At 45.6% G+C, this 20,260-nt stretch carries 19 protein-coding genes; 13 read left to right on the forward strand and 6 right to left on the reverse strand.

The window, feature by feature from the left end; all coding sequences use genetic code 11:
- The first annotated feature begins 54 nt into the window (after nt 1-54).
- From EKM76_RS00125 to EKM76_RS00135, 3 genes are all read left to right on the forward strand, one after another.
- Nucleotides 55-1,272, forward strand: a complete 1,218-nt coding sequence (locus tag EKM76_RS00125; RefSeq protein WP_125548638.1) for a metallophosphoesterase family protein — start codon at nt 55-57, stop codon at nt 1,270-1,272.
- Nucleotides 1,262-3,940: an ATP-binding protein gene (locus tag EKM76_RS00130; protein ID WP_125548639.1), complete on the forward strand. Its 2,679-nt coding sequence runs from the start codon at nt 1,262-1,264 to the stop codon at nt 3,938-3,940. The genes EKM76_RS00125 and EKM76_RS00130 overlap by 11 nt, the downstream gene beginning before the upstream one ends.
- Nucleotides 3,941-4,097: 157 nt before the next feature.
- A complete protein-coding gene (locus tag EKM76_RS00135; RefSeq protein WP_125548640.1) occupies nt 4,098-5,048 on the forward strand; it encodes a 3'-5' exoribonuclease YhaM family protein in 951 nt (316 codons plus the stop codon).
- Between the two features lie 672 nt (nt 5,049-5,720).
- Here EKM76_RS00135 and EKM76_RS00140 read toward each other — a convergent pair.
- The 5 genes from EKM76_RS00140 to EKM76_RS00160 all read right to left on the reverse strand — a co-directional run bounded on the left by EKM76_RS00140 (nt 5,721) and on the right by EKM76_RS00160 (nt 9,209).
- A complete protein-coding gene (locus tag EKM76_RS00140; protein ID WP_125548641.1) occupies nt 5,721-6,053 on the reverse strand; it encodes an AzlD domain-containing protein in 333 nt (110 codons plus the stop codon).
- The gene (locus EKM76_RS00145) at nt 6,044-6,748 is read right to left on the reverse strand and encodes an AzlC family ABC transporter permease (protein WP_125548642.1); all 705 of its coding nucleotides are present in this window, start codon (nt 6,746-6,748) and stop codon (nt 6,044-6,046) included. Before EKM76_RS00145 ends, EKM76_RS00140 begins: the two co-directional genes overlap by 10 nt.
- 208 nt (nt 6,749-6,956) lie before the next feature.
- Nucleotides 6,957-7,991 carry a peptidylprolyl isomerase PrsA gene (locus EKM76_RS00150; protein ID WP_125548643.1) on the reverse strand — a complete coding sequence of 345 codons (1,035 nt, stop codon included), beginning with the start codon at nt 7,989-7,991 and terminating at the stop codon, nt 6,957-6,959.
- Nucleotides 7,992-8,188: 197 nt separating this feature from the next.
- Nucleotides 8,189-8,536 (reverse strand): YtxH domain-containing protein, encoded by a 348-nt coding sequence (locus EKM76_RS00155; RefSeq protein ID WP_125548644.1) that lies wholly within the window; start codon nt 8,534-8,536, stop codon nt 8,189-8,191.
- A gap of 232 nt (nt 8,537-8,768) precedes the next feature.
- Nucleotides 8,769-9,209: an HIT family protein gene (locus tag EKM76_RS00160; protein ID WP_125548645.1), complete on the reverse strand. Its 441-nt coding sequence runs from the start codon at nt 9,207-9,209 to the stop codon at nt 8,769-8,771.
- A 198-nt stretch (nt 9,210-9,407) separates the two neighbouring features.
- Here EKM76_RS00160 and EKM76_RS00165 point away from each other — a divergent pair, with 198 nt between their 5' ends.
- From EKM76_RS00165 to trmB, 4 genes are all read left to right on the forward strand, one after another.
- Nucleotides 9,408-10,142 (forward strand): ABC transporter ATP-binding protein, encoded by a 735-nt coding sequence (locus EKM76_RS00165; RefSeq protein WP_125548646.1) that lies wholly within the window; start codon nt 9,408-9,410, stop codon nt 10,140-10,142.
- The gene (locus EKM76_RS00170) at nt 10,139-11,350 is read left to right on the forward strand and encodes an ABC transporter permease (RefSeq protein WP_125548647.1); all 1,212 of its coding nucleotides are present in this window, start codon (nt 10,139-10,141) and stop codon (nt 11,348-11,350) included. Before EKM76_RS00165 ends, EKM76_RS00170 begins: the two co-directional genes overlap by 4 nt.
- 124 nt (nt 11,351-11,474) lie before the next feature.
- Nucleotides 11,475-12,266 (forward strand): phosphotransferase family protein, encoded by a 792-nt coding sequence (locus tag EKM76_RS00175; protein WP_125548648.1) that lies wholly within the window; start codon nt 11,475-11,477, stop codon nt 12,264-12,266.
- A gap of 131 nt (nt 12,267-12,397) precedes the next feature.
- Nucleotides 12,398-13,036, forward strand: coding sequence for a tRNA (guanosine(46)-N7)-methyltransferase TrmB (gene trmB / locus EKM76_RS00180; protein WP_125548649.1), 639 nt, complete (start codon nt 12,398-12,400; stop codon nt 13,034-13,036).
- A gap of 1 nt (nt 13,037) precedes the next feature.
- Here the strand turns inward: trmB and EKM76_RS00185 are convergent, their stop codons facing one another.
- Nucleotides 13,038-13,352, reverse strand: coding sequence for a hypothetical protein (locus EKM76_RS00185; protein ID WP_125548650.1), 315 nt, complete (start codon nt 13,350-13,352; stop codon nt 13,038-13,040).
- A gap of 58 nt (nt 13,353-13,410) precedes the next feature.
- Here EKM76_RS00185 and EKM76_RS00190 point away from each other — a divergent pair, with 58 nt between their 5' ends.
- The 6 genes from EKM76_RS00190 to EKM76_RS00215 all read left to right on the forward strand — a co-directional run bounded on the left by EKM76_RS00190 (nt 13,411) and on the right by EKM76_RS00215 (nt 20,173).
- Nucleotides 13,411-13,839 carry a universal stress protein gene (locus EKM76_RS00190; protein ID WP_125548651.1) on the forward strand — a complete coding sequence of 143 codons (429 nt, stop codon included), beginning with the start codon at nt 13,411-13,413 and terminating at the stop codon, nt 13,837-13,839.
- A gap of 432 nt (nt 13,840-14,271) precedes the next feature.
- Entirely contained in the window at nt 14,272-14,937 is a 666-nt protein-coding gene (gene ytpR / locus EKM76_RS00195; RefSeq protein ID WP_125548652.1) for a YtpR family tRNA-binding protein, read from the forward strand.
- A gap of 43 nt (nt 14,938-14,980) precedes the next feature.
- Nucleotides 14,981-17,497, forward strand: coding sequence for a DNA translocase FtsK (locus EKM76_RS00200; protein ID WP_164507549.1), 2,517 nt, complete (start codon nt 14,981-14,983; stop codon nt 17,495-17,497).
- 46 nt (nt 17,498-17,543) lie between these two features.
- Nucleotides 17,544-18,875 (forward strand): UDP-N-acetylmuramate--L-alanine ligase, encoded by a 1,332-nt coding sequence (gene murC, locus EKM76_RS00205; RefSeq protein WP_125548653.1) that lies wholly within the window; start codon nt 17,544-17,546, stop codon nt 18,873-18,875.
- 106 nt (nt 18,876-18,981) lie between these two features.
- Complete coding sequence (locus EKM76_RS00210; protein ID WP_125548654.1) at nt 18,982-19,428, forward strand: MaoC/PaaZ C-terminal domain-containing protein; 447 nt, start codon at nt 18,982-18,984, stop codon at nt 19,426-19,428.
- A gap of 37 nt (nt 19,429-19,465) precedes the next feature.
- Complete coding sequence (locus tag EKM76_RS00215) at nt 19,466-20,173, forward strand: Bax inhibitor-1/YccA family protein (protein WP_125548655.1); 708 nt, start codon at nt 19,466-19,468, stop codon at nt 20,171-20,173.
- The last annotated feature ends 87 nt before the right edge of the window (nt 20,174-20,260 follow it).

Consider the following 20,260-nt stretch of genomic DNA (forward strand, 5'->3'; position numbering starts at 1 on the left):
CGACTCGCTGGCGGGCTTTTTTTAGTGGTGACAATTCAGAAAGGAAGTACGCCGATGAAATTTATTCATGCTGCTGATCTGCATTTAGATACGCCATTTCTCGGCTTACGGACGGCGCCGGCTGCGTTGTGGCAGCAGATCTATGAGGCAACTTTTACCGCCTTCGCTAAAATCGTTGACGCTGCTATTGCCGAACAGGTGGACTTTGTTTGCTTAGTCGGAGATTTATATGATCACGTTGAACGCAGCATTCAAGCCCAACTGTTTTTACAAAAACAACTCCAACGGTTAGCAACAGCAGCAATCCCAGTTTATTTAAGTTACGGCAATCATGATTATGTGGCGGACAGTGCTGCTGAGTTACCATTGCCGGACAACGCCCACGTTTTCCCCAGCAATGGCGCTACCTTTAACTTAACCACCAAGGATGGACAAAAGGTGGCGTTAAGCGGTTTTAGCTATGCACAGCGCTGGGTGGAAACTGATATGACCCCGCAATTTCCGGTGAAAACCACCGCTGATTTTCAAATTGGGCTGCTACATGGCAGTCAAAGTGGCGTTGCCAGCGCGCATGCTGTATACGCCCCGTTTAGTTTGGCTGAATTAAATCAGAAGCACTATGATTATTGGGCGCTGGGCCATATTCATCAGCAGCAAATTTTGCAGTCGCAGCCGCCGATCGTCTACGCCGGCAATCCGCAAGGCCGCAACCCGAATGAAGCAGGGCCGCGGGGTTATTATTTAGTTAGCCAACAGGGGCAGCGGTTATTGCCGGAGTTTCGGCCAGTGGCGACCATCGAATGGCTAACTTGTTCGGTGTCGGTGGCTGGCGCGGTGCGTTTGACCACGATCATTAATACGATCGAGCAGGCGCTGGCTAAATTAAAGCAGCCGCAAGCCTTGCTATTGCAGGTTGTTTTAACCGATGCAGAGCAGCTAAGCCCCACCTTGTTACAGCGAATCGAAAGCGGCGAATTACTTAGTTACTTGCAAAAACAGCCGCTAACGCAGCCATGGCGCTGGATCTACGCCTTGACTGCTCAAGTGACGGCGACACCTAATTTTAACCAGCTTGATCAAACCTACTGGCAGGCCAGCGCACAGCAAATTTTTACAACAGCAAATATTGGCCAAGTCGCGCAGCCGCTGAGTCAGCCTGAATTTTTAGCTACTGAACTGCGCCAAGCTGATCTACCAGCAACGCTGCAAGCGCAAGTCTTAAATTTATTGCGGGAAAATAAAGCATTGGCAGGTGACGATGATGCGGATTGAAGCAGTCGAAATTTTTGGCTTCGGTAAATGGTATGATCAAAAATTCAGTTTTGATCCGCGTTTACAAGTTTTTCAGGGGGCCAATGAAGCCGGTAAATCAACGCTCAGTGCCTTTATTGACGGTGTTTTATTTGGCTTTGCCACCAAAAAGAAGCCTTATGCGCAGTATATTCCTAAAAATGGCCACAGTTACGGTGGTCAGTTAACGTTTGTTCAAGCCGATCAACGCTACGTAGTCAAACGTGTGGCCGGCCGTGCTGGTGGCGAAGTAACGGTGACCACAGCCGATGGCAGTCAGCATGATGAAGCTTTTTTGCAACAATTATTAGCACCGATCGATGGACCGTTGTTTCGGCAAATTTTCCGGTTTAACCAACAAGATCTAATGGCAATTTTTCAGCTACAAAAGGCGGATCTCAGCCGTCATTTATTGACGGTGGGCGCTGCTGGCAGTCAGCAATGGCTCAGTTTAGCTCAAAAGTATCGCCGTGAAGCTGCGCGGCTGTACAAACCACGTGGGCGAGTGTGGCCGTTGAATCAAGCGCTAAGTCAATTGGCAGACCTTAACGCCAAACTAGCCAGTGCCCAGGCGACTTTACCGACCTATATGGCGCAGCAAGAAAAAGTAACGCGGCAGCAGGCTGTGGTACAGACTTTAGGGCAACAATTGACCACCGCGCGGACGGCAGTTAACAGATTGACCCAGCTACAAACGGCATGGCCAAATTACCAAGCTTGGCGGAAAGTTAAACAACAATTAGCCCAGCAACCGGCTAGTTTGGCGCCACAAGTTTATACTGACTATCAAGCGTTACAGCAGAAACGCAGCAGTCGTCATGCTGAATTACAACAGTTAGCCGCTAAATTAAATGCGGCAACTGGTGAGCAGCAGTTGGCGCCGGCCTTTTTATTTTATCAGCAACACCAAGCTGAATTTGACACGCAATTAGACCAGGTGGCGGATATCCAGACGGCGGTGCAAGTTAGCGCGCAATTACAGCAGCAACAACACGACTTACAGCAAGAAAGTCAGCAGCTGCAGACGGATCTAGGTGTTACAGCCACGGTTGTACCGTTAAGTGAGCTTGATTTGACCCAAGCCCGCAATAATCAGCAGCAGCGTCAAAAGCTACAGCAACAACTTGAAGAACAACAACAAACCCAGGCACAGCAACTTGAACAACAGCGATTGACCGAGCAACAAGTTGCTGAATTAGAGACCCAGTTGCAACAGCCACAAAATCGCAGTCAACGCCATATTAAGCAACAAAGTTATTTGATCTGGGGTTTGGTGGTGGTGATCGGTTTGTTATTGCCAGGTTGGGCTAAAATTGTTGCGGTGAGCGGTATCGTTGGTGCCGGCTGGCAATTTTATCGTAATCGCCAACCAGCGCCAACTAATACAGCGACGCAATCACAGTGGCAACAGGCGTTAGCTAAGCTGGATCAGCAGCAAGCGCAATTGGCGGCTTTGGATCAGGCGATGACCACTAGTAAAGCTAACTTGGCGGCGTACACGGCGGCGTGGGACTCGTTAAAAGCGCGTTACGCTTATACGGCGCTGAGCGATGATGTGATTTTAAATCATCAGCATGATCTACAACGATTGTTGGCTTGCCAACAACAGCTTGATCAATTAACTGAACGTCAAAGTGAAGCCACTTATCAAGTGCAGCAGTGGCTAACTGGCTTTGATTTTGCTCGCGAGTGGTTGCCGTTAGCTGCAGTGGAACCTACAGCGGCGATCCAGCAAGTGACCACCTTTGTTACAAAACAGCGGCAACAATTGGCAACGTTGCGTGATAGTGATCAAAACTATGCTTATTATCAGCAGCAAACCACGCGGGTACAGCAGGAAATAGCAGCGCTAGATCAGGCGTTACACGAATTGTTGGCCAGTCAGCATTTGGTCAGTGAACATGAACTTAACCAGCGCCAGCAAGCTGACGAAGCGCAACAGCAATTAATTCAGCGCCAGCAAGTTTTAGCCAACCAAATTAATGAGTTATTGCCGCAATTACAGCAGTACAGCGATTTGACCGTGGTGCAAACTGAGCTAACGACTCGGAAAAATGAGCTACAACAGCAGCAAAAGCAGCTGGATGCGGCACAGCGGCAGTTGACCACGTTACAAACACAATTGGCGCAGCTAGCCAGCGACGGTAGTTACCGCGTTTTACGCCAGCAAGTCGCGCAGCAAGAAGCCGAGATCAGTGCGCTGACCCAGCGTTGGTTGAGCTACCAACTAGCTGCCCAATGGATCGAAGAAACGCTTAGCCAAGCTTCGCAACAACGTTTGCCGCAAATGTTGACCGCCGCACAAAATTATTTTGCCATTTTAACCCAGCAGCGATATGTTAAAATAAACGTGATGGCAACTCAAATCACAGTCATCCGGCGTGACCAGCAGCAATTTGCCGTTGGTGAATTATCGCAGGGGACCGCTGAACAGTTGTATGTAGCGCTACGCTTGGCTTTTGCCCAAACGATCAGTGATGTGCAACAGGTACCATTGCTGATCGACGACAGTTTCGTTAATTTTGATGCGCAGCGGCAGCAACAAGTGTTAACTTTGCTGACTGAACTGAGCCGGACTAATCAGGTGATTTATTTTACCGCACGCTCAGTGCAACCGATTGTGGGCCAAGTGACACAACTGCAGGAATGAAAGACGAGGTAGCGTAAACGTGGTTGGAAAAGCATATTTTTCCGCTTAGCTACGTTCGCCCAATCATCTGCTGACGCAGCTAATTCGTCGAACTAGGCTAATGCTCGAAATATGAGCGCTTTTCCAACCACTCTCTAAAAAAAAGGAGGCCTTTGCTGTGGCCGATAAACAGTTATATGATTATCAAAATAATGACGAAATTGCTTTATTTGTTTTAGTTAAGTCCGCGGATGTTCGTGTGGCTAAAAACGGCAAAAAGTTTATTGCCTTTACTTTTCAAGATACTTCCGGCACGTTAACGGGGAAATTCTGGGATGCTAGTGATGCTGAGATCGAGCTTTATCAGGCTGGCGAAATTGTCTTTTTAAACGGTAAGCGTGAATTATATCAGGGTAAACCACAAGTGAAGATTCAAAAATTACGCTTAGCCACACCAGATGAAAATGAGCAGGTGGCTGATTATTTGCCTAAAGCGCCAGTCAGTGCCAGTGCCTTACGCGATGAACTCAACCAAACGATTTTTGAGATCACCAACGCAAATTGGAATCGTGTGGTCCGCTGGGTAATGCAACGTCACCAAGAAGAATTTCTCGAATATCCCGCAGCAAAAACTAACCACCATGCTTTCAAAGGCGGCTTGGCTTTTCACACGATCACCATGTTGCATTTAGCTAAGGCGATGTGTGACGAATATCCAGAAATCAAACGCCCGCTGTTGTATGCTGGCGTAATTTTACACGATCTAGGTAAAACCATTGAGCTGACAGGACCCGTGGCGACGCAGTACACAGTCGCCGGTAATTTATTGGGCCACATTGTGATCGTTGATGAAGAAATCGTTCGCGCTTGCGTTGCTTTGAAAATCGATGCCGCTAGCGAAGATATGCTGCTATTGCGGCACGTAATTTTGGCTCATCACGGTTTGCGCGAGTACGGTTCACCAGTAGAGCCAGAAGTGATCGAAGCTGAGGTGTTGCATCAATTAGACAACCTCGATGCCTCGATGCAAATGATGACGACAACATTGCGCCATACCGAACCAGGAAGCTTTTCCGAGCGTGTTTTCGGCATGAACAATCGTAATTTTTACCAACCCAAAGGTGAATAAAAAGCAGTGACATAAGTAAAACGGCGCATTCTTAAGTTTGGCTGTACGTAGAGCTAGTTTCTGATACCTATTAATTCAGCTATTAAGAATGCGCGATGCGACTCCATTCCATTAGGTAATAATTGAATGTTCAATTATGTGATCGTTTAAGTAGCAAGTTTAGTGGTAATTAGAAAGCAAAACACCGATAAAACAGTCAGAAAACTGTTTTATCGGTGTTTTTATGTGCATATAACTTACTTTAAAACTGCGAATCACAAACAACTGTCGGTTAATCCTAATTGAGCTAACTAAAACGGTTGATTCGATTCATGAAATAGTGATCTAATATTGCCAAGGTGAAATGGAGGCGCTGGCGTATCAGCTGTGTCGATGGTACTTGGTGACCGAATTGTGGTCGCCTAGTACCATGCGCGATTGGTAAGATCCATTTTCTTTTCCGATTGGGCTTAATTGGAAAGAAAATTAGCTTACCAACGCGCCACGCGTTCCATACGCCAGCGCCGGAATGGCACCAAACTAAATCTGCTTATGTGGTAGTATGACAACTAAACTTCAGAAGGTGCTAGTAAAATTATGTTGCAGTCTCATTTTTATTGCTGAATATTTTAGTTTAAACGATAATGTCGCGCGTTTTTAATAACACTGCTTTTTTAACAACCTAAATCACTTTTAAGCCCAGCCCATTGCCCGAATAAATGCCATCGCCGCGATACCGACGACCACAATGGCTAATAAGCTTTTAGTGATGATCGCCGTGATCAGCGCAGGTAGTGTGGCCAGTGCGTTGCCAATATTCAGACTGGGTAAGTGGCCAGGGTGAGCAACAAATAAATTTTCCACCACTAACGCAGTCATGATCGCCACTGGCACGAAGGAGAGAAACTCGATCAGCCAGCGCGGTAATTCAAATTGTTTCACCAAAATAAAGGGTAGCACCCGGGATAGCCAAGTGACGAGACCGCAGCCAATGATCGTCCAGAAAACGTAACCAGTTAATGCCATTTGCGCACCTCCATCCCGAATAAGCAGCCCAAAATTGTCCCGCCCAGCAAAGCAAAATTAGCCGATACAAAAATTAAGAGTACGTAAACCGCCAAGGCCACAAAGGCGATCACTAATAGTTGTAAACTTAATTTTTTACTGCGATCACTGATCATTTGCAGATAAAGTAAGCCTAAAAACATGGCAACTAACGCAAAATCTAAACCGAAGACTTTGGGATCAGTGATCAAATTACCAATTAGCGCACCGGCAACCGTTGCTGCCGCCCAAACTAAATAGGCGACTACGTTTGCGGTGTGAAACCAAACTGGCGTCAGCCGGCGGCCGGTGTCATTAAGCTTGTTCATGCCTAAGGCAAAAGTTTCATCGGTCAGTAGCGAGCCGATACCAATATTGGTTGCTAATGAGTATTTTTTGAAATATTGTGCCATCGAGGTACTCATTAAAATCATGCGCGAGTTGACTAAAAAGGCTGAAAAAATAATTGCTGAGATCGGACTGCCAGCTAGTAGCATGCTGGTAATAATAAATTGTGCTGAGCCAGCATAGACGACTAGTGACATTAATAAGACTGTCCATAATGATAGGTGACTGGTACGACTGACCACGCCAAAGGCTAAACCGACACCAATATAGCCGAAAGTTGTTGGTACGACGTCGTGCAAACCACTACGAAACGTTAATTCTGAACCCAAACGCTCACTTCCTAACGATAATAAATAATTAATCTCTAGTCTAAACTAAATTAGAGAATGATTAAAGAACTAAATTAAAATCTAATTAATTTTTGGTTAACGAAAGTGGGTGACTAGTTGATAATTCAGTACAGAAACTGATTTCAATAAACGCAGGAGACAAAAAAACGACCAGAACAATTTGTTCTGGTCGTTTTGGACTAGGTGCTTATTCAGCAGCACTAGAGGATGATGCAGTTGCAGCGCTTGATTCGCTAGAGCTTGAAACACTTGAAGCTGATTCTGAAGAGCTAGATTCACTAGAACTTGATTCGCTTGAAGTGGCACTGCTTGAAGTTGTACTTGCGCTAGATGAGCTAGCTTTAGTTGCCTTCGTGTAGCCAGATAAGACATCTTTCAAATCGTCATCCTTGATTTGAACGTTACCCTTCTTCAAGACCTTAACGATCACGTTGTGAAGAACAGTGCTGTCTTGCATGTCAGCGGTGTAGATTTGACTCTTCAACGTTGCTTCATGCGACTTCATTGAGCCCTTACCAGGGTTCTTGATCATGCGGATAACATGGTAGCCGTATTGTGTTTTAACTGGTGTTGTTGTATATTCATCAGTCTTAAGTTTGAATGCGGCTTTCTTGAATGTAGAATCCAAGCTAGTATCCGTTGAATCAAAGGCAGGTAACTTACCAGCATCAGACTTAGTACTAGTATCAGTTGAATACTTCTTAGCCAACTTCTTGAAGTTAGCAGCAGAGTTATCCTTCTTCAATTCGGCAATGATCGTGTCAGCAGTGTCTTGTTTAGCAACCAAAATATGTTGAACGGTTACTTTAGGTTGGTAAGACTTCCATTGCTTCTTCAATTGTGCGTCGGTGATCTTAACGTTATCCTTAACTGCTTGTTCCAGCAATAAGTTTGAACGCAGATTCTGTTTGAAGCTAGAAGCAGTCATATCGTTTTGTGATAAGACAGAACTAAATGATGAACCATATTGGCTCTTATAAGAATTATATTGTTTGGTAACCTTAGCCTTAGAGACTTTGTCACCGTATTCTTTTTCCAATACTTTATTCAAAATCAATTGCTGTAAAACTTGTTTACCGCTGGATGAAGTTTTCATTTCATTGTAGTAATCATCCTCGGTCACATTACCACCAGAAGTTGTCGCAACAGTTTTGTTACCACAACCTGCTAGAGTAACGGCTAATAAAACGCCCACAATGGACAATAGCCATTTTTTCCGCATGCATAGCACATCCTTATAAAATATTTTTCTGAAACTCACAAGCCCTAATATACCATAACTATTGCTAGATTTGAAATCTCTATTGATTTCTTCATGAAAACTTCAATAAATCCAATTTGTTGTCACAGGATAGTCTCATTATACGATAGAAAGTACCCACGAACGCTGATTCAGCACGCTAAATGATGTCACTAAATTTAATTTTTCGGTTCATTAGGTAACACAGTACCTAAATCTTGTTGCAATTGCTCACCGGCATCTTTGGCCCGTTTGATCCGTGATTCAGTTTGAAAATTAAAATCAGCAAATAGCTGCTGCAATTCTTCAACTGTAGCGGCGGCGTTACCGCTGCCTTCCTTAGCTAGAACTTGGGCTGCCTGACGCAGCTTTGCCAAGCTATCATTGACCGCCAGCGCACCATCAGTGACGCCATCGACATATTGCTTGATTTGTTGTTGCGTGTCGCGGCCACTTCGTTTAGCAGTGAAAAGGGCATAGAGACTGCCAACCGTAGCGCCGACCAATAAGCCAGTACTAAATTTCATTAAAAGATTCCTCCTGTTCAATGATTAAGTTTAGATTTTGTAACCAAAATCTTTATTTTCACGACGGATGTCCTTCCGGCTAAGCCGTAGACCGGCAAGACGGACAGGCTTCTGTTCAATATCAAGGTGCGATTTTGTAACCAAAATCTTTATTTTCGCGACGGATGTCCTTCCGACTAGGCCGTAGACCAGCAAGACGGACAGGCTCCTGTTCAGTATTAAGGTGCGATGATTATTCTGCGCTAAATTGGGCGCTGATTTTTGCGGCGACTTGCTGTAATTGTTCAGGGGTATAGTCAGCGCTATTGTCAGTGAAGGTCATGGCGAAGCCTTCAGTTGGCTGGTAGCGGGGGATCAAATGAAAATGTGAGTGGAGAACAGATTGATAGGCGACCTTACCATTATTATTGACGATGTTCATGCCAATAATAGCCGGATCACTAGCCTTGATTGCCTGGGCAATTTTAGGGATGCGGCTAAATACGGCAGCAGCTAGATCAGCGTCATACCCAAAAATATCGGCCACGTGCGTTTTCGGCACGACTAAAGTATGGCCAGGCGTCACTTGGGTAATATCGAGGAACGCTTTAACCACATCGTCTTCGTAAACGACGGTATTGGGAATTTCATTACGAATAATTTTACAAAAAATACAGTCTGCATCATAAGCCATAAGCGGAAGCCTTCTTTCTTTAATTACATTCATGCTACCATATTAAGCGCATAAATTGAACTAATACCGGTAGCGGTTTATGCTATAATTAAATGTAAAATAATGCTACTTAACGCGGTTTTATATTGCTACGGAATCGCAGTGAAAACGTGCACTAATTAAAATAAATGACTGATCACAAAAGGAGTACTGCTATTTATGAGCTTAGAAGTTGAACATTTAACCGGGGGCTACTCGCATGTTCCCGTTTTAAAAGACTTAAACTTTACGATCCCAGAACAAACCGTTGTCGGCTTGATCGGCTTGAACGGCGCTGGTAAATCAACAACGATCAAGAATATCATCGGCATTTTAACGCCGCAAAAAGGCACGATTAAATTAAATGGCGTCACTTTGGCCGGTGAACCCGAAACTTACCGTAAATCAATGACGTTTGTTCCAGAAACGCCAGTATTATACCCGGCGTTAACTTTACGCGAGCATATTGAACTCACGATTATGGCGTATGACCTAGATAGTGAAAAAGCGTGGCAACAAGCGGGTGATCTATTGACCCGCTTCCGTTTGAACAAGCGTCTGGACTGGTTTCCAGCTAACTTTTCAAAAGGGATGCAACAAAAAGTCATGATCGTTTGCGCTTTTATTGTGCCGGCTGATCTGTACATTATCGATGAACCTTTTACCGGGCTGGATCCATTGGCGATCCGTGATCTACTGACGATCATTGAACAGCAAAAAGCACGGGGGGCAGCCGTTTTGATGTCGACCCATGTTTTGGCGACGGCACAACAATATGCTGATCGTTTTATTTTGCTCAGTGGTGGAGAGATTCGTGCACAGGGCACGTTACCTGAGTTGAAACAACAATTTGGCATGACTGACGCTAACTTGGATGATATTTACTTCAAAATGATCGACGAGGTAGCCCAATGAAACAGTTATGGCAGCAACGATTACGGCAACATCATAAGCAAATGCTAAAATATTCACGCTACGTTTTCACTGAATTTTTCATGATCGCAATTTTTATCTTTGTGGGCGCCGTGGCCTACAGTTATTCTAATCTGCTGGACACGATCCACGCGCCGTTATGGTGGGCCAAGCCAGGATTACTGATTTTATTTGTGGCGCTGCTCAGCGTGGGGCGTCTGGCCACTTTATTGCAAGATGCGGATACTTTATTTTTGCTACCTAAGGAGCGCGCGTTATTGACGTACTTGCTGGCAGCGCGGCGCTATAGTTTATGGTTACCGAGTCTCTTTTTTGTGATTATGCTTGGCGCACTATTGCCATTTCAAGTGGTGGCGACCAATTTAGCGCCAAGTAGCAGCCTCGGCTTGTTTGTGGTTTTGGTGGCATTAAAGGATGGCCAACTTTGGCTGCAGTTAGTGGCTAACTATGATGATCAGCCGCAGCGTATCCGGCAATGGCGCGTATTATTTTATTTGGTTGCAGCAATTGTGATCGCAGCTAGTTTATGGATCAGTCCGTTGGTAGGAATCGGCTTGGCAGTTGTGGCCGAATTTGGTTTGCGCCTATATTTACCACGCTTTTTGGCGAGTGCCGTGTTACAATGGCGGACCGCAGTCAAAAATGAAAACTCACGGATGCTGCAGCTTTACCGGCTGATCAATTTATTTACCGATGTGCCGCAACTAAGTGGTAAAGTGCATCGTCGCGTCTATTTGGATCCAGTGCTACGATTATTTAAAGGCAATCATCAGCGTACCTTTGGCTATCTCTATTTACATGAATTTTTACGGGGCACCGAATACTTAGGGCTCTACTTACGATTATTGGTGATCGGCGCGGTGATCCTCTGGTTTATTCCGCTGTGGTGGATCGCGACACTGCTCGGCGCGATTTTCATCTATTTAGTCGGTTTTCAGCTATTACCGTTTTACCAGATCTTTAACGAAAACTTATTAGTTCATTTATATCCGGTGCCGCTGACCAACAAAATACAATCCTTTCAACATTTGGTTCAAGGGCTGCTAATGATCCAGGCGGTGATCTTCGCGCTAGTTATGTTAGTCAGTAGCAGTCTGAGTCATTGGTTGATTTTTGTAGTGATTGAATTAGTCGTGGTTTTACTGCTAACACGCGTTTATTTTCCACGACGTTTGCAACCAGAAAAATAAGGTGCTCAGGCGCTTGACGTTAGTTTTATTGACCAGTAAAATAGTGAGTGAAGTTATTGATACGGCGCTAGTTGATTTTACGCTTGAACTAGTCGTAACAATGTTCTAAAAAGGGGGTGTGGCGATGGATTTTGATTTAGATGCTGGTTGGCAGATCCAACCAGCAGGCGGTAGTACCGGAGCCGCCTTCGTAGGGATGCGGGCGCAGGAGAAAATTTTCCTCAAACGCAATACATCCCCGTTTTTAGCGGCATTGTCGATGGAAGGCATTTCACCACGTCTAATTTGGACAAAACGAATTTCCAGTGGCGATGTGCTGACCGCCCAAGAATGGTTGAATGGGCGAACCCTGACCCGCAACGAAATGGGTGACACCGCGGTAGCCAAGTTGCTGGCGCGGGTCCATCATTCCAAGTTACTGAAGAAAATGCTTCAGCGCGTCGGCGGGCTAACCGTGACGTCGGATCACTTTTTACAACAATATTATTTAAATCTATCCTCGGATCTACGCAGTCATCCGCTATTGCAGCAGGTGCTGACTTATCTGATCCAGAACAAACCAGTATTTGATCCAGAACAACTGGAAGTCTGCCATGGGGATTTGAATCACAAAAATTGGTTGTTATCCGAACAGCAACGGTTGTATATCGTTGACTGGGACGACGCAATGTTTGCCGATGCGGCCTTTGATCTAAGCACGGTCTTATGCCAGTATGTACCGCGGACGCAATGGACACGCTGGCTAGGTGATTACGGTGTTAATAGCGATCACGGCATTATTGCCCGCATCGAGTGGTATGGCTTTTTAAACTTATTACTGGTCGTGAAGCGTTTCTACAGCGAACAGCGGTACCATGAAATGAATCAGGCGCTACTCCAATTGCGTGAGTTATTCAGCGCGCGTTCAGGACAATAACGGTAATAGATAGGGCCGGAGCGGTAACCAGGTTACCTTCCAGCCCTTTTTTATGAAAAATATAAAAAACTGTCACCACTAGCGTAGTGGCTACAGCGATTAAAAACAGATAATAGAAAATGAGGTCGACCATGCGTTTACGGAACAAGCCCCGGGCTGCAGGCGAAATTGCAGCTAATCCCCAATACATCACGACAACTCCAGCTGAATTTAAAGGCCAATGGCAAAGCAAATTTACCCAAAATCAACCGCTCAGTATCGAAGTTGGTTCTGGCAAGGGCCGATTTATTGTTGAAATGGCCAAAGCCAATCCGGAACGGAATTTTATTGGCATTGAAATTCAACAATCAGTTGCGATCATGATTTTAGAAAAACAATTGACGGCGCAGCTGCCTAATCTGTATTTGATCCAAGCTGATGGCGGTGAGCTAACCGACTTTTTTGCCGACGATGAAGTGGCGCAGATCTACTTGAATTTTTCTGATCCATGGCCGAAAACCCGCCATGCGAAGCGTCGCCTAACGCACCAATTATTTTTAAAAATGTATCAAGCTATTTTACAGCCGCAGGGGAGTCTGCAATTTAAAACGGATAACCGTGGCTTATTTGAGTATTCACTGATCAGTTTTAACCAATTTGGGATGCAATTTGACGATTTATCGTTGGACTTGCACGCTGATGAAGCACCGGAAAACATTGAAACTGAATATGAACAACGTTTCAGTCAAATGGGCCACCCAATTTATTTGATCAGTGCTCATTTTGAGTAACTTAATCATTGAGCGGTTGCCAATGACCAGCTAACAGCTGGCCGTTAGCGGCGATAATGAAACGATATTCACGGCGGTGGTCGGTTAATTGTTGGGTGACACCGCCGCGATAGGCCAAGCGGTTATGGTAGTGTAAGGGCGTGAGCTCGATCCAAGTGCCACTGATCGGAGCCTGCTGTTGTAATTTCTGTTTAAGTTGCTGCAGTAGTTTGTCCGGCTGTGCGCCGCGATAATTACGCCATAGACGGCGGCTTAGCAACAAGCCACTGATCAATAATAAGCTACCACTTGCTAACTGACGAGTCGTTTTATTCAAGGTAAATAACCTCCGTTGATTTTCGATTTATTCAAAGTATAGGCTGGAGATGAATGTGGTGCAACAATATCAAGTGATTTTAGTTGGCATTGACGATAGTCGGCCCGCCGCTGCGGCTTTAAAAAAGGCGATCACATTAGCGCAACATGAGCAGGCCGAACTACGCCTAGTTCACGTGATCGAGTATTCACCACAGATCGGCAACACTACCGAGTTAGTCGCCGCTGCTCACCAAAAAGAGCAAGCAGATTTTACCGCAAAGTTAGCGGCAGCACGGCAACAAGCATTAACTGCTGGCGTTAAAAATGTGACAACGACGCTTTTAACTGGCACGGCACGAACCTTGCTACACGAACAAACTGCCGATTTGATCATCGTGGGTCAGTCAGGACAATCTGCCATTGATCGATTTATGTTAGGCTCGTTTGCTGAAACGATCGTTCGCGAAGCCACCGGCGATGTGTTAGTGATCAAAAGCGCCGATTGAATCGACGCCGCTAGTTCATGACTCCCGTGAGTGTTGATATGATAATTAATGTAAATAGAAAAAATAAAAAATTTTGATCATTATTTTATGAATGACGAAGTAACACCGTGGTTATGAGTGTAGTTAGCTGATAACCCAGCTTAATTGTGAAGTAGAACCATGTTTCTTGCGGTGACCGAAACGATTTGAGTTGAGGAAACGCAGTTGTGGACTTTACAACTACGCTCCTTAAGCTTTGCCACAAGAATGGATATCGCCCGTAACATCGTGGTTATTAGCGTAGTTGGCTAATAACCTACCTTAATTGTGAAGTAGAACCATGTTTCTTGCGGCAAGGGCTTTGCCACAAGAATGGATATCGCCCGTAACATCGTGGTTATTAGCGTAGTTGGCTAATAACCTACCTTAATTGTGAAGTAGAGAGGAAGAATCATGTTAATTTCAAGTTTGAACGCAGCAGCATTTGCTGATACCTTAATTTTATTGGTCGCTCCAGACACCGCTAATCCACAGGCAACGGAGCAAGCCGGCGATGTGGTTCGTATTTATGATACGGTCACCGCACAACCGTTGGGCTTCAATATTTTCCACGTTAGTCAGTATTTGCCTGAATTGACTGGCAACGGTCAAGTTTTCTTAACTGAAACGCAAGTTGAACGTTTAAACCAATTGCTGACTCAAGTTGGGTTTACCGCTGAATTAGCGGCAGACCTTAGTCCTAAATTCGTGATCGGCTACGTTAAGTCTGCGGAGGCGCATCCCGATTCTGATCATTTACAAGTGACGCAGGTCGAAGTAGATCATGAGCAAACTTTACAAATTGTTTGTGGTGCGCCCAATGTGGCTCAAGGCCAAAAAGTAGTCGTCGCTAAAATTGGCGCAATGATGCCTAATGGTCAGATTATTTGGCCTGGTGCCTTGCGCGGCGTAACCAGCGATGGCATGATCAGTGCCGCACGCGAGCTAGCTTTGCCAAACGCACCTAAGCAGCATGGTATTTTAGTCATGCCAGCGGATATTCCTGCCGGGACACCGTTTGATTTCGATCAAGCTGCCGCAGTAGTTGCCGCGCAAAACGCAGATAAAGCTTCAATTTGAGCATCAATAAGTTACGATCATTAAATTAGAAGGGGGTAATTGTGTGGATCATTACGATGGACCTGTTTTTTTGCGGCGTCAGCCAACGTTAAGTGCAGCTAAACAACCGCAACGGCACCAGCACGTTGCAACACCAACTGCTGCGGCCGCAGTTGCGACACCAGTGAAACGGACGCCACAACCAACAAGTCAACCAATTGTCACCAGTAATCACCGCTTTACACCTAAATATATTCCGCAATCACGCCAACGGCAGCAAACAACGGATGAACAGATCCGTTTGAACCGTTATGTGCAGGCGTTGAATAAATCCGCAACAAGTTACCTATTGTTTGATAGCGAACCTGCAATAGCAGTTACGCCGACCGCTGACATTGTGCCAACTTTTCTACCGGCAACTGCTAATGATGACGCAGAAACTGAAACGATTGCGCCGGACAGTGCTGAAACTGAAAGTACAGCACCGGCTACAGCCACGGTTGCGGCTGAGTCTGAATCAATGGCTGACGCAACGGCAACGCCAAGCGCCCAGCTTGATGAACCAGTGACTAGCGCAGCGCAGCACGTAAATCCAGTTGCGACCGCTGAAACTGACGTAGTTGCAGTTGCTGAATCAGCTGTGCCGACACCGGTTAGCGAGCCGGCAGCAAGTACGACTACCACTGAAACTGCGGTAGCGGCCGAGTTAGAACCACAAAGTGAAGCAGATTTGACGGCAGCCAGTCAAGCAGCTGCGGATAGTGGCGACACAACGGTTGACGCCGACAAAGCGACAATGACGGATAGTGAGTTGCCAGAAGCGACCTCAGTTACTGTACCAGAAACTGAGCAAACAGTGGCAGAAGCTAATGCAGCAGCGGCAGTTGCCGATCCAGATGTCGCTGACGCAACGGCAACACCATCCTGGCAGCAGGTCGTGGCGGCAGTTACTGCCAACACACCAGTTAGTCAACCAGTACCGCCAGTTGACAGCAAGCTGCCAAACAACGAGTCGGTACTGACACCACAGCCGATTGTGGCAGTGGCTAGTCAGTCAGCGCCAACTTTGCATCAAACCGCGAATACAGTCGGCGATAGCCATGATGCTAAGCCGCAATTAACGATTAAAGAGCAGGCACCGTTGGATGATCAACATTACCAGTTACCCCCATTTTCACTATTACCGGAACCGGTGAAGGATAATAGTAGTGAGATGAAGGCGTGGGTGGAGCAGCAACGGACTGTTTTAAATGAAACGCTAAAAGCTTTTAACGTACAAGCTACGGTTAGTCGTTGGAGCATTGGCCCGGCAGTGACGCAGTTTGAAGTTAGCTTAGCGCGTGGCGTTAAAGTCAGCAAGATCACTAATCTTAGCGACGACCTAAAGTTAGCTTTAGCGGCTAAAGATATTCGGATCGAGGCGCCAATTCCTGGTAAGTCAACGGTGGGGATTGAAATTCCTAATTTGAAATCACGACCAGTCATGTTATCGGAAGTGGTTGAATCAACCCAATTCCAGGAAAGTAAATCACCGCTAACGGTGGCATTAGGTGTTGATTTATTTGGCCAACCAATGGTCACCAACGTTGGCAAAATGCCCCATGGCTTGATCGCCGGCGCCACTGGTTCTGGTAAAAGTGTCTTCATCAACAGTTTATTGTTATCGATTTTATTTAAAGCTAAACCCAGTGAGGTCAAGTTATTATTGATCGATCCCAAAGCGGTCGAGCTCGCACCGTATAATGGGCTGCCGCATCTATTGTCGCCGGTCATCTCTGATCCTAAAGCGGCCGCTGCGGCATTGAAGTGGGCCGTTGATGAAATGGAAAACCGTTATCAAAAAATGGCCGCAGCTGGGGTTCGTAATTTAGAACAGTTTAATACTAAGGCCGCGGCACACGGTGATCATGGGTTGAAAATGCCGTACATTGTGATCATCATTGATGAGTTAGCTGATTTAATGATGGTAGCGTCCAATGAAGTGCAGGACTACATTGTCCGTATCACGCAAAAGGCGCGGGCTGCCGGGATCCATTTGCTAGTGGCAACCCAGCGCCCAAGTGTGGATGTGATCACCGGAACGATCAAAAATAACATTCCGACGCGCTTGGCCTTTATGGTCTCCAGTCAAATTGATTCGCGGACGATCATCGACCAAGGCGGCGCTGAACGACTATTAGGCCGTGGCGACATGCTTTATCTCGGTAATGGTCAAAGCCAACCAATTCGGATCCAAGGGACTTATGCGGAAAGTGAGATCGACCCAATCGTTGATTTTGTTAAGCAACAACTGCCACCGCATTACTTATTTGAACCAGAGGGCTTACTGGAAAAAGTTGAAGCCACTGAAAATCAAGATGAGATTTTCCCAGAAGTTTTAACTTATATTGCTGATGAAGCTCAGGTTTCTACTTCCAAATTACAGCGGGTCTTTTCAATTGGCTATAATCGTGCGGCTAATTTGATCGACAGCTTAGAACAGCGTAATCTAATTTCGCCAGCAAGTGGTTCAAAGCCACGTGACGTCTACTTTACGCCAGAAGATTTGATCCAATATCAAGAAAGTAAACAAATGAATTAAAGTTTGTCGTCAGATGGCGAGCATGCTGAAAAAGGGGATTTTTGTAGTGGATAACAATACGATTTATCATTTTGTCGGGATCAAAGGTTCCGGGATGAGCGCTTTAGCCATGATTTTGCATGACGAAGGTTATCAAGTTCAAGGCTCTGACATTGAACAATATACATTTACGCAACGTGATTTGGAAAAGGCTGGCGTGCAGATCATGCCGTTTGCCGCAGAAAATATTCACGCTGGCTTAACGATCGTCGCCGGTAATTCTTTCCCAGACACACATCCAGAGATCAAAGCTGCTAAAGCATTGAATTTAAAGGTGCTGCGTTATCCTGAGTTGCTCGGCGAATTATTGGCTGGTCATACCAGTATCGGTGTTGCTGGCGCGCATGGTAAAACAAGCACTACTGGCTTGTTAGCGCATGTACTGGGTGGTATCGCGCCAACCAGTTTCTTAGTTGGCGATGGTACCGGCAAAGGAATCAAGAATTCACAATTTTTTGTTTTCGAAGCTGATGAATACCGGCGCCATTTTCTGGCCCAAGCACCAGATTATATGATCATGACCAACATTGATTTTGATCATCCCGATTATTATCATGGCATTGAAGATGTTTTTGACGCTTTTCAAACTGAGGCCAATCAAGTTAAGAAGGGGATCTTTGCCTGGGGCGACGATCCTGAGCTGCGTAAGCTGAAAACAGACGTGCCAGTATACTATTACGGCACCAGCGAACGTGATGATTTTCAGGCGCGGCATATTTTGCGAACCGTCAATGGTTCAGAATTTGACGTCTACTATCACGATGAAAACTTAGGTCATTACGTGATCCATTTATTTGGTGAGCATAACGTGCTTAATAGCTTAGCGGTGATCGCGGTTAGCCACATGGAAAAAATCCCTCACGCAGAAGTTGCCCGCGAATTGTTGACTTTCCAAGGGGTCAAACGGCGCTTCTCCGAACGTAAAATGGCTGATATGACGATCATCGATGACTATGCGCATCATCCATCAGAAATCAAAGCGACGTTGGATGCTGCTCGGCAAAAATATCCAGATAAACAGATCATTGCTGTTTTCCAACCGCATACTTTTTCCCGGACGATCGCCTATATGGACGATTTTGCCAAAAGTTTAAACTTGGCGGATGTGGTTTACCTGACGGAGATCTTTAGTTCGGCGCGGGAGCATGAAGGTAAAGTTTCTAGTGCTGATCTAGGCGCTAAAATCAGTAAAGGTGGCACGGTCTTGCAATTGAATAATATGTCGCCTTTGTTGGACTATCATGATGCGGTCGCTGTTTTCATGGGTGCCGGTGATGTTCAGAAATATGAAAAAGCCTACGAAGCCTTGCTAAGTGATTCTAGCTTAAAGAATAATTAGCCGATTTAACCTGTTTAGCCTATTTTTGCGTCATGCACGAGCGACTAAATAGTTGTCAATTATAGGTAATTTGGTAGAATATTGAATAAGGACGGTGATAAACGGGATGAGTGCAGACTATTCATTAGGTAAAACATTAGCGATGATCAAGGAAGGTGACAGTTTAACGGTGACGCAAGCCATCGAAGAACGCGACATCTTTTTATACTTGGGCCTGACTAATGATAATAATCCGCTGTTTACTCAGACTGCTTACGCTGCGCAGACGGAATATCAACACGCGGTGGTGCCGCAGGTGCTACTGGCTGGGATCATGACTAGTGCGATCTCTAAGCATTTACCGGGTCCCGGTAGCAACGTGGTCAATATTTCGATCAATTTTATTCAGCCCGTTTTACATGGGGAAACGCTAACTTTCAGCTTTAAAGTTATTCGGGTCGATCGAACGCGTGAATTAGTGACGCTATCGATCGCAGCTGAAAACGTCCGCCAACAACGTGTTTTAGATGCAGTGATCTTAGTGACACCGCCTAAAGCACCGACTGATCAATGACGAGTTTGATTTAAGCTAAGTAGAAAGGGAGTTTAAAATGCAAGAACAACCAAGAAATATAATTGTCAACGAAGCTAGTCTGGGTCAATATTTGACCAAAGTATACGGTTATATGAGTTTAGGTGTAGCCGTTTCAGCAATCGTTTCGTTTTTGGCACTAACTGTTTACCGCGTTCAATTTGCAAATGCGATCGGCAATAATCCGATCATGTTGTACGCCTTGATTTTTCTCGAATTAGCCTTTGTTATGGGGACCAGCGTGCGTGCCAGTCGTGGCGGTGTTTTGTCCTTTGTGCTGTTTATGGCGTTTGCGGTGGTCAATGGCCTGACGCTGGCGCTGACGTTATCGTTCTATAGCGTGGCGAATATTACGACGGCTTTTGTTGCTGCTACTGGTACGTTTGCGGCAATGGCGTTGTACGGTTCATTGACCAAGCGTAACTTAGCTGGCATCGGGCAGATGGCCTTTGCGGCGTTGATCGGTTTGCTAGTGGCCACAGTGGTCAATATGTTTTTACGTAACCCAGCAGTTGATTACATTTTCTCCTTTATCGGTGTGATCATCTTTATTGGTTTAACTGCTTGGGATAGCCAACGAATCAAAGCAATGTACATGCAAAACGCGGGCCGTAGCGACTTAAACGGTTTGGCAATTATGGGTGCGTTGCAACTCTACCTTGATTTCATTAACCTATTCTTATTCTTCTTACGAATTTTTGGTATTGGCGGTAGTAGCAACGATTAACTGATCGATGACAGGAGTTTGCAGCTGATCGGCTGTAAGCTTCTTTTTTTGTTCCGCCACTTTACTTACAGCAAAAGGCGGCGTTTT

The organism is Loigolactobacillus zhaoyuanensis (genome assembly GCF_003946385.1).
In the GTDB taxonomy this organism is placed as follows: Bacteria; Bacillota; Bacilli; order Lactobacillales; family Lactobacillaceae; genus Loigolactobacillus; species Loigolactobacillus zhaoyuanensis.

Bases quoted from the DNA above. Each gene is read 5' to 3' on its own strand.
- EKM76_RS00125 (WP_125548638.1), top strand. From the start codon at position 55: ATGAAATTTATTCATGCTGCTGATCTGCATTTAGATACGCCATTTCTC.
- EKM76_RS00155 (WP_125548644.1), bottom strand. From the start codon at position 8,536: ATGAAATTTAGTACTGGCTTATTGGTCGGCGCTACGGTTGGCAGTCTC.
- EKM76_RS00130 (WP_125548639.1), top strand. From the start codon at position 1,262: ATGCGGATTGAAGCAGTCGAAATTTTTGGCTTCGGTAAATGGTATGAT.
- EKM76_RS00215 (WP_125548655.1), top strand. From the start codon at position 19,466: ATGCAAGAACAACCAAGAAATATAATTGTCAACGAAGCTAGTCTGGGT.
- EKM76_RS00160 (WP_125548645.1), bottom strand. From the start codon at position 9,209: ATGGCTTATGATGCAGACTGTATTTTTTGTAAAATTATTCGTAATGAA.
- EKM76_RS00165 (WP_125548646.1), top strand. From the start codon at position 9,408: ATGAGCTTAGAAGTTGAACATTTAACCGGGGGCTACTCGCATGTTCCC.
- ytpR (WP_125548652.1), top strand. From the start codon at position 14,272: ATGTTAATTTCAAGTTTGAACGCAGCAGCATTTGCTGATACCTTAATT.
- trmB (WP_125548649.1), top strand. From the start codon at position 12,398: ATGCGTTTACGGAACAAGCCCCGGGCTGCAGGCGAAATTGCAGCTAAT.
- EKM76_RS00150 (WP_125548643.1), bottom strand. From the start codon at position 7,991: ATGCGGAAAAAATGGCTATTGTCCATTGTGGGCGTTTTATTAGCCGTT.
- EKM76_RS00140 (WP_125548641.1), bottom strand. From the start codon at position 6,053: ATGGCATTAACTGGTTACGTTTTCTGGACGATCATTGGCTGCGGTCTC.
- EKM76_RS00175 (WP_125548648.1), top strand. From the start codon at position 11,475: ATGGATTTTGATTTAGATGCTGGTTGGCAGATCCAACCAGCAGGCGGT.
- EKM76_RS00210 (WP_125548654.1), top strand. From the start codon at position 18,982: ATGAGTGCAGACTATTCATTAGGTAAAACATTAGCGATGATCAAGGAA.
- EKM76_RS00170 (WP_125548647.1), top strand. From the start codon at position 10,139: ATGAAACAGTTATGGCAGCAACGATTACGGCAACATCATAAGCAAATG.